We start from the raw sequence: 7,619 nt of genomic DNA, 5'->3' as shown, positions 1-7,619 counted from the left end.
GGAAGCCGGCGGTGACGGCGGAGCAGGGGGCGGTACCGGCGGCGCACAGCGCCGTGCCTCCGATACGAACGTCCAAATCGAGGGCATCGACGAACCCGACCGGCTGAAGACGACGAGCGACACACTGTACTACGCGACGCGACAGCGCCACGTCCGCCCCGCGCCGATGCCGGAACCCACTCCCGAAGACCGGACCGCCGAAAGCGAGCCAGTCGAACCGCCGACGGAGGACCGAAGCGGCGTCCACCTCGTCAACGCCTCCGACCCCGCCGCCCCGGAAGTGGCGAGTCGTCTGAATATCTCCGGGCGACTGCTCTTGGCCAACGATAGCCTCGTCGTCTTCGAGGACGACCGACTCCTCGGCTACGACGTGGCTGACCGCGAGAACCCCGAGCGGACGTGGTCGAAATCCCTCTCGGACCGCGTCGTCACCGCGCGACTCCACGCCGGCACCGTCTATCTCGTCACCGTCGACGGTGTCGACCGCCGGAGTCCCTGTCCGATTCGGCCGATGGACGACGTGGTGGTGCCGTGTGCCTCGATTCACCACCCCAGCGAACCGGCGCCGGCCGACGCCACCTACACGGTGACGACGTTGGACCCGACCGACGGCGAGGCCGACGACAGCGCCTCCTTCGTCGGGTCGGGCGGCGACAGCGTCGTCTACGTCTCCGCGAACTCGGTGTACGTCACCTACCCGAAGCCGCTCAATCGGGCGGATATGGTCGCGGAGTTCCTCGTGACCAATCAGTCCGACCGCCTCGACGACGACACCGTCGAGCGAATCGAGGAGATTCGGGACTACGAGTTGAGCCAGCGGTCGAAGCGATTCGAGATACAGCGGGCCATCGACTCGTGGCTGGCCGGGTTGAACGACTCCGAGCGTCGCGAAGCCGATCGGGCCCTCCAAGAGGACCTCCAAGCGTGGGCCGCCGACAACAAACGCCGATTCCAGCGGACCGGTATCGTCGCCTTCGACGTCGAGGGCGCCGACACCGACGCCCCGAGCGTCGAAGCAGGGGCGACCGGGTCGGTTCCCGGCCGGCCGCTGAATCAGTTCTCGCTCGACGAACGCGACGGCGAGTTCCGCATCGCGACGACAGTCGACGGCGCCTTCGGAACCGACAGCGAGAACGACCTCTACGTCCTCGACGAGAACCTCGACGTCGAGGGGTCCGTCAAGGGGATGGGCATCACCGAGCGCATCTACTCGGTCCGCTACACCGACGACGAGGCCTACGTCGTCACGTTCCGGCGAATCGACCCCTTCCACGTCGTCGACCTCTCCGACGCCGAGAACCCGACCGTCGAAGGCGAGTTGAAACTCCCCGGCTTCTCGTCGTATCTCCATCCGCTTTCGGAGGACCGCATCCTCGGTGTCGGTGAGGAAGACGGCAAGGTGAAACTCGTCGTCTTCGACGTGTCCGAGCCCTCGAACCCCACCGTCGAGACCGACCGCATCCTCGAGGAGCGGTGGTCGGCGGTCGGCGAGAGCCACCACGCCTTCCTCCTGGACCGTCGCCACGGCGTGTTCTTCCTGCCCGCTGGGGACACCGGCTACGTGTTCAACTACACCGACGGCTTGGATGTCGAGACGACCGTCGACACCGACGGCAGCGCACGGCGGGCGGCCTACGTCGGCGATTACCTCTACGTCTTCGGCGAGTCGTCGCTGACCGTCGTCGACGAGCGCTCGTGGGAGGAGACGACGACGGTATCGCTCACCGAGTGAGAGCGGCGGTTTATTTGCTCCCGTCGTCTCGGTGAGGGGGATGCTCAAAGTCGTCGTCGGACTCGTACGGAAGCAGGGACTCGACCACGAGGCCTTCCGGGAACATTGGCTGACCGAACACGTCCCGCTGGCCGAGGCGATACCGAGACTGGAGCGATACACTACCTCGTTACCGCGAGCCCCCGAGGAGAGCCGTTACGACGGCTTCGCCCAACTGTACTTCGCAGACGAGGCGGCGCTGGAGACGGCCCTCGCCTCCGAGGCCGTCGAGCGAACGGGCGCCGACCTCGCGAACTTCGCCGACACCGAGGCAGGCTTTCAGACCGTCGTCGAGGAGACGGTTCACGTCGAATAGAGCGTTTTCGAGCGCTCCGGTCGTCTCGATACCGCTACGTACCGGAATTATAAATCTACTATCGCCGCTCGGCGAACCCTCGGGCATGGCGACGACCGACACCACCGACGGTGACAGCGGCGAATCGACCTACCGGGAGTACGTCCTCGATGTCCGAATCGTCGAATGTGAGACACCGAGCGACGAGGGGACACGCTATCGCTTCGAGGCGCCCGAACATCGAGGCGTCACCTTCGCCGACCCCGACCTCGCCGAACTGTACGCCGACGTGTACTTCGACACCAACGGCTTTCAGGAGGCCGGCACGGGCGAGCGAGGCATCCCCCCCGGAGGTGATTCAGGCCGGCCGCGATACGCTCGCGGCGTACTTCCTCACACAACCCTACGCGGACGTGAACTGGGTTGCTTCCTTCTACGGCAAGAAACCCGCCAAGGTCGAACGCTACGTCGCCGCGGTCCGGACCCGCGCCGAGGAGATACGCGACGGGGTCGCCGACCTATCCGACGAGGAGAGCCACCTGTCCGAAGCCGAACAGAGTCGTACGTAATCGTCCAGACGCCTCGGTGGCGACCCAACGGCGACGTACCCCTATTATAAGCCGTTTTGTACGAATCCCGCCGCCCTCCTCACGTATGGTCGAGTTTACTCGACGGAAGTTGATGTCGACATCGGTGGCCGCCGCCCTCGGGGCGAGCGTCTCCGGCGTCGCCGTGGCACAGACCGACGACTCCGACACCCCCGGCGCACCGAGCGTCAAGGGCGACCTCAAGCGCTTCTCGACGACGGCACTCGGCGCGGAAGTGACCGGCCCCTACGTCTTCGACGACGGGTCGCTCCTGTACAGCCTCCAACACCCCAGCCGCGACAACCCCGCGCCGTTCGACAAGAGCGGCATCGGCTACTTCAAGGGATTCTCCTTCGAGTTCGACGGCTCCAACGACGACTTCGAGGAGCTCTCGACGCCGCAAACCAACGACGAACAGGGACGCGTCCGAGGGGCCGACGGCGACTTCGAGATGCTCGCCCGCGAGGCCGACCCCATCAACGGCGGGACGGAACGACTCGGCGTCGCCCAGACGCCCGATGGGAAGGATATCACCCAAGAGGACTTCGAAGGCACCCAGTACGGCGATGCCGCGTTCAATCCCGACTGCAACCAGTTCGTCCCCACCGGCGACGGCGAGGGGTATCTCTTCACCAACTGGGAGAACAGCCCCGGCAACGTCTCGCGCATCCCGCTCAGCAAGGCGGACGGCGAGTGGAGTGCCGACCTCGACAACGCGATGAACGTCGCCAACACGGACGCCTTCCGCGACATCGGCGGAACGCGAATCAACTGCTACGGCGATTTGAGCCCGTGGGGAACGATGGTCTCCTCCGAGGAGAACTACGCCCACCCGCGCGTCTCGCTGACCGCAACGGTGAGCGACGTCGTCGACGCCGGCACCGGCAAGGGCATCCGCGGCGCCCACGAGTTCTGGAACCGGCCGAACCCCAACGGAATTCAGGAGGCAATCGACTCCTACTACGGCGACGACTCGTGGTACGTTCAAGGCTACTGGGCGATGACCGGCGTGGAGTTCCTCGCGTACTACCTCGGCGCCGACCCCGTCGACCAAGGCGACGGCGAGAACACCGTCGACCCCATCGGTGACGTCTACCCCAACCCCTACCGCTACGGCTACCACGTCGACGTCCGGGAACCGACCGCGGAGACGCCACAGCCGGTGAAGTACTACGTGATGGGCCGGGCCGCGTGGGAGGCGCCCGACATCCAACACGACAAAAAGACCGTCTACGGCTGTTCAGACGGCGACAGCAAGGGCATCTACAAGTTCGTCGCCGACCGACCCATCCACAGTTACGACGACCCGATGGACATCGCGGGGACACTGTACGCGCCGAAGGTGACCAACGGCGAGGCCGCCGCCAAGAACTCCCCCGCGGAGACGAATCTCGAAATCGAGTGGCTGGAACTCGGGTCGGCGACCAACAGCGAGGTCGAGTCGTGGATAGCCGACTACGACGACGTGACGCAGGTCGACTACCTCGAAACCCACGCCGACTGGAGCGAGGGCGACGACGTGACCGCCGCCGTCGTGGAGGAAGCCGACCGCGAAGTCGTCGCAAACGGCAATCAGGACTACATCACCGACGCGGAGATTCTGGAATGGGCCGACCAGTACGAGGCCAACGGTCCCGACGGCGTCGACGACGAACTCCGTCGCGTCCCGTTCCTCGAAACGCGGGCCGCTGCAAAGGAAATCGGGGCCTCCATCGAGTTCAACAAAGCCGAGGGCGTCGACAGCATCGAGAAGGCCACACCTGGCGACTACGTCTACTTCGGCATCTCGGAGTTCAACGACGACCTCTCGAACGACACCGGCGACATCGGCATGGAACGGGTCGACGGCGGCGTCGTCCACCGAGCGGAGTTGGAGTCTGACTACAACGTCTCGACGCTGGAGCCGGTCATCACGGGACCGGACGGCTCCGACCCCGCAGACGTGGCCGACGACGCGCTCATCAACGTCGACAACGTCTACGTGATGGACGACGGCCGCGTGCTCTGCTGTGAGGACGCCGACCAGTTCGGTCGCTCCTACAGCAACGACTGCCTGTACGTCTACGAACCCGAAGACGGACCGAACAACGGTCGCGGCCGAGGGAACGGACGGGGCAACGGAAACGACGGCGAGTACGGACACCTCAGCGACCGCTCGCGGAACTCGGAGCTGTCCGACAACGAGAAGGCGGCGTTCAATCGGATGGCCGCCGAGAACGACGACTGAGCGCTCACCCGGAGGCGTTCGGCACAAGACGTAACTAGGATAGCGGCAAATGGGGCCGCATGGTGTTCGAACGCGCCGCCTCGAAACCGGACCCCGAGGACGTAATCGGGGCGCTGGACGACGACCAGTGTCTCGATTTGCTGTACGCCTTGAACGAACCGCGGAGCGTGAAGTCCCTCTCGGAGGCGGCGGACGTGCCGCTGTCGACGACGTATCGGAAGGTCAGCAAACTCGAAGGCGCCTCGCTGGTCGAAGAGCGGACGGAGATTCGGGCCGGCGGCCACCACCGAACCAAGTACGCCCTCGATTTCGACCGCGTCGTTCTCGAATTGGTCGACGGACCGCCGCTCGGAATCGACATCGTCCGGCCGCCCGAACCCGAGGGGCGGCTTCTCGAAATGTGGTCGGAGGTGCGAAGCGAAACGTGACCGACTACGTCACCTTCGTCGTCGCGCTGAAGGCGGTGACGCTCGTGTTGGGCGGTCTCATTACCTACTTCGCGACGAACGCCTACCGCCGGACCGGCTCTCGGCCCATCGGCTTTCTCGCAGTCGGCTTCGGCTTCGTCACGCTCGGGTCGCTTCTGGCCGGCGCCGCCCACCAGGCGTTCGGGCTGCCGGTCAACGCGGTGTTGCTCATCGAGAGCGCGCTCGTCGCCATCGGCTTCGGCGTCATCACCTACTCGTTGTACGAGTAATCAGGCGGTCGCGGTCGGCGGCGCTTCGGGCCACGAAGGTAACCGATGGGAGCGGCGACCGCCCCGACGATGACGCCGACGAGTATCGAGAGGACAACGCCGACGCTGAGCAGGAACGCCCCGACGAGGAACGCCACGAGGAACGCGACACCGAAGGCGCCGAAGCCGGCGGCAATGCGGCGGTTGCCCGCCTCCTCGGAGCCGAGACCGAGGGCGACGACGGCGCCGGCGACTGCACCGGCGACGAGGCCGGCGGGGATGCCGACGAACAGCGAGAACTCGATGCTCGGTCCGGCGAGTTCGGTGACTGCGACGCCGACGATGACGAAGGCGGCGACAGCTGCCGCGAGTGTGACTGCGAGTGTTTTGAGGTTCATGGGTGTGGTGTCGACTTGAAGTCGGAGGTCGACAGTGCGAAAAATCCGTTCTGAAGACGGTTAGTTAGGTGGCCGCTGAACCGGGGCCACGCAGTTCATCCGAGGACGTAGTCGAGCTTCGGGTACTTCTCGATGAGCGCCTGCCCGTCGATTTTGTACTGCTCGATGTAGGCGTCCAGTCCGAGGATGCGCCCTGCGCCGAAGGCCGCGACGGCCAGGAACACGAGCATGTACGCGAAGTCGCCGTTGATGACGCCGTGTTCGATGCTCCAGTTCCCGAAGTAGAACATGAGCATCATGAGCGCGCCGAAGAACGCCGCGAGGCGGACGGCGGCACCGACGATGAGGCCGAGGCCGATGAGGACCTCACCCCACGGGACGGCCACGTTCGCGAACTCGACGAACCACGGCGTCGAACCCATCCACGCGAAGACGCCGGCGAGTGGGTTACCGTTGGCCGCCGCGCTGTGGGTCAGGTAGCCGCCCGCGCTGAACGGTTCGGCGGCGAGAACCTTGGTAATCCCCGAGTAGAGGAACGCGTAACCCATCATGAGCCGAAGCGCGAGGACGAACCACGCGCTGAGGCTGTGGGCTTTCCCGGTAACGGTGAAGCTACCGATGGTGCTCTGGAAGACGTTCGGTCCGGTTTGAGTGGTGTTAGTCGCCATTAGTATTCTCCTCGTTTAAGCAGACGCTAGAAAGCAGTATATAACACGTCGCTGATTCCCGAAATCAGAGAAAAAGCCGTTTGAGGGGCTCGATTACCCCAATTTCGTAATTTCGTCTCGCAGAGGGTCACGACCCGCCGTCGACAGTGTCGACCAGCGAAACGGCCTCCGCGATGTTGCCGCCGTTGTGGGCGGTCCGGCGGATGCGCTCGACGAGGCGACCGTGAAGATACGCCCCGTCGTCACCGTCGTCGTAGAGGGTTCGGTCGAACTCGTCGAGTGCGTCGACGACCGCGGTGCGACGGTCGAGGGCCGCAACTGGCTGGCCGTCGAGAGCGGTCGTGACGACGGCGCGAGCATCGGCCGCGAGGGATTCGATTCCGTCGGCGGTTTTCCCGTCCGGTGGAGCCGGCTGACGGTCGGCGATGTCCGCGATACCCTCGGCGTGGTCGGCGACCCGCTCTAGCTGTCTGGCGATTCGGAACTGCGTGAACGCGGTCAGTCGGTCGGTCTCCAGTTGGTCGATTTCGCGAACGTCGACGAGGACGCGGTAGAACTGTCGGCTGACGAGCGCGAACAGGCGGTCGACGTCGTCGTCGCGCATCGCGACCCGGCGGGCGAACTCGGCGTCGCCCGCCGTGACGGCCTCGACGGCGTCGCGATGCATCGGCAGCGCAACTGTCGGAGTTGGCTAATCGTCTGCTGTAGCGATATCTCCGCCGGGTCGAGCAGGCTCCGAACGACGAGCGACCGGGTCGTCTCCTCTGCGACCTCCATGCCGACCAACTCGGTGACGGTTCTGGTCGCGGGCCGCCGTTGTTCGGACGAGAACCCCGTTGCTGCTTCGATTTCGATGGTGTCGGCGCCGGCGGCGTAGGCCGCCTGAATCCGCCGGACGAGCGTCCGGGTGTCGACTGCGTCGGCGTCGACGACCGCCCGCCGGTCACCCCCGGCGTGTTCGGTCGGCGCGACCACGAGTCGGTCCTCGAAGGGGTAG

Annotated in this window: 8 protein-coding genes and 1 pseudogene; 6 read left to right on the top strand and 3 right to left on the bottom strand. The window is 65.5% G+C overall.

Going from position 1 to position 7,619, the window contains the following annotated elements; genetic code table 11:
- From GJ631_RS14330 to GJ631_RS14305, 6 genes and pseudogenes are all read left to right on the top strand, one after another.
- A partial coding sequence (locus GJ631_RS14330; protein ID WP_156709809.1) for a beta-propeller domain-containing protein occupies positions 1–1,732 on the top strand: 1,732 nt, incomplete at its 5' end.
- Between the two features lie 40 nt (positions 1,733–1,772).
- Positions 1,773–2,087: an EthD family reductase gene (locus tag GJ631_RS14325; RefSeq protein WP_156709808.1), complete on the top strand. Its 315-nt coding sequence runs from the start codon at positions 1,773–1,775 to the stop codon at positions 2,085–2,087.
- A gap of 85 nt (positions 2,088–2,172) precedes the next feature.
- A pseudogene (locus tag GJ631_RS14320) lies at positions 2,173–2,635 on the top strand (hypothetical protein).
- Positions 2,636–2,720: 85 nt separating this feature from the next.
- Positions 2,721–4,880, top strand: a complete 2,160-nt coding sequence (locus tag GJ631_RS14315) for an alkaline phosphatase PhoX (RefSeq protein WP_156709807.1) — start codon at positions 2,721–2,723, stop codon at positions 4,878–4,880.
- A gap of 59 nt (positions 4,881–4,939) precedes the next feature.
- A complete protein-coding gene (locus tag GJ631_RS14310; RefSeq protein ID WP_156709806.1) occupies positions 4,940–5,308 on the top strand; it encodes a helix-turn-helix domain-containing protein in 369 nt (122 codons plus the stop codon).
- On the top strand, positions 5,305–5,577 hold the full coding sequence (locus GJ631_RS14305) for a hypothetical protein (RefSeq protein WP_370518684.1): 273 nt from the start codon (positions 5,305–5,307) through the stop codon (positions 5,575–5,577). Before GJ631_RS14310 ends, GJ631_RS14305 begins: the two co-directional genes overlap by 4 nt.
- Here the strand turns inward: GJ631_RS14305 and GJ631_RS14300 are convergent.
- The 3 genes from GJ631_RS14300 to GJ631_RS14290 all read right to left on the bottom strand — a co-directional run bounded on the left by GJ631_RS14300 (position 5,559) and on the right by GJ631_RS14290 (position 7,289).
- Complete coding sequence (locus GJ631_RS14300) at positions 5,559–5,954, bottom strand: hypothetical protein (RefSeq protein WP_156709805.1); 396 nt, start codon at positions 5,952–5,954, stop codon at positions 5,559–5,561. The genes GJ631_RS14305 and GJ631_RS14300 overlap by 19 nt on opposite strands.
- Before the next feature lie 95 nt (positions 5,955–6,049).
- Positions 6,050–6,622: a DoxX family protein gene (locus GJ631_RS14295; RefSeq protein WP_156709804.1), complete on the bottom strand. Its 573-nt coding sequence runs from the start codon at positions 6,620–6,622 to the stop codon at positions 6,050–6,052.
- A gap of 127 nt (positions 6,623–6,749) precedes the next feature.
- Entirely contained in the window at positions 6,750–7,289 is a 540-nt protein-coding gene (locus GJ631_RS14290; RefSeq protein WP_156709803.1) for a PhoU domain-containing protein, read from the bottom strand.
- Positions 7,290–7,619 lie beyond the last annotated feature (330 nt).

Origin of the sequence: Natronomonas sp. CBA1123 (assembly GCF_009741925.1) — an archaeon.
GTDB lineage: Archaea > Halobacteriota > Halobacteria > Halobacteriales > Haloarculaceae > Natronomonas.
The sequence above is the reverse complement of the archived record's forward strand: the minus strand, read 5'-3'. Positions and strand labels throughout refer to the sequence as shown.

What these genes read in the sequence shown, in the direction of transcription:
- GJ631_RS14315 (WP_156709807.1), top strand. Translation starts at nt 2,721, where the DNA reads ATGGTCGAGTTTACTCGACGGAAGTTGATGTCGACATCGGTGGCCGCC.
- GJ631_RS14295 (WP_156709804.1), bottom strand. Translation starts at nt 6,622, where the DNA reads ATGGCGACTAACACCACTCAAACCGGACCGAACGTCTTCCAGAGCACC.
- GJ631_RS14300 (WP_156709805.1), bottom strand. Translation starts at nt 5,954, where the DNA reads ATGAACCTCAAAACACTCGCAGTCACACTCGCGGCAGCTGTCGCCGCC.
- GJ631_RS14290 (WP_156709803.1), bottom strand. Translation starts at nt 7,289, where the DNA reads ATGCATCGCGACGCCGTCGAGGCCGTCACGGCGGGCGACGCCGAGTTC.
- GJ631_RS14325 (WP_156709808.1), top strand. Translation starts at nt 1,773, where the DNA reads ATGCTCAAAGTCGTCGTCGGACTCGTACGGAAGCAGGGACTCGACCAC.
- GJ631_RS14310 (WP_156709806.1), top strand. Translation starts at nt 4,940, where the DNA reads ATGGTGTTCGAACGCGCCGCCTCGAAACCGGACCCCGAGGACGTAATC.